The 212-nt window shown below is 57.1% G+C and carries 1 protein-coding gene; it reads left to right on the top strand.

What is annotated here, in order from left to right; genetic code table 11:
- Positions 1–212: superoxide dismutase (locus tag B3849_RS17050; RefSeq protein ID WP_286780463.1), on the top strand; the 212-nt coding region annotated here is incomplete at both ends.

Raw genomic sequence — 212 nt, 5'->3', positions numbered from 1 at the left:
GCGATCACCGAAAGCTTTGGCTCTGTCGATAAGTTCAAGGATGAATTCAAAGCAGCCGGCGGCGGTCAGTTCGGCTCCGGTTGGGCGTGGCTGGTCAAGGACACCGATGGTGGCCTGAAAGTGACCAAGACCGAAAACGGCGTGAACCCTGTCTGCTTTGGTCAGACCGCACTGCTGGGCTGCGACGTTTGGGAACACTCCTACTACATCGA

It is taken from the genome of Sulfitobacter sp. UBA4523 (genome assembly GCF_002388305.1).
In the GTDB taxonomy this organism is placed as follows: Bacteria; Pseudomonadota; Alphaproteobacteria; order Rhodobacterales; family Rhodobacteraceae; genus Sulfitobacter; species Sulfitobacter pontiacus.
This window is presented reverse-complemented; position numbering and strand designations above follow the sequence as displayed.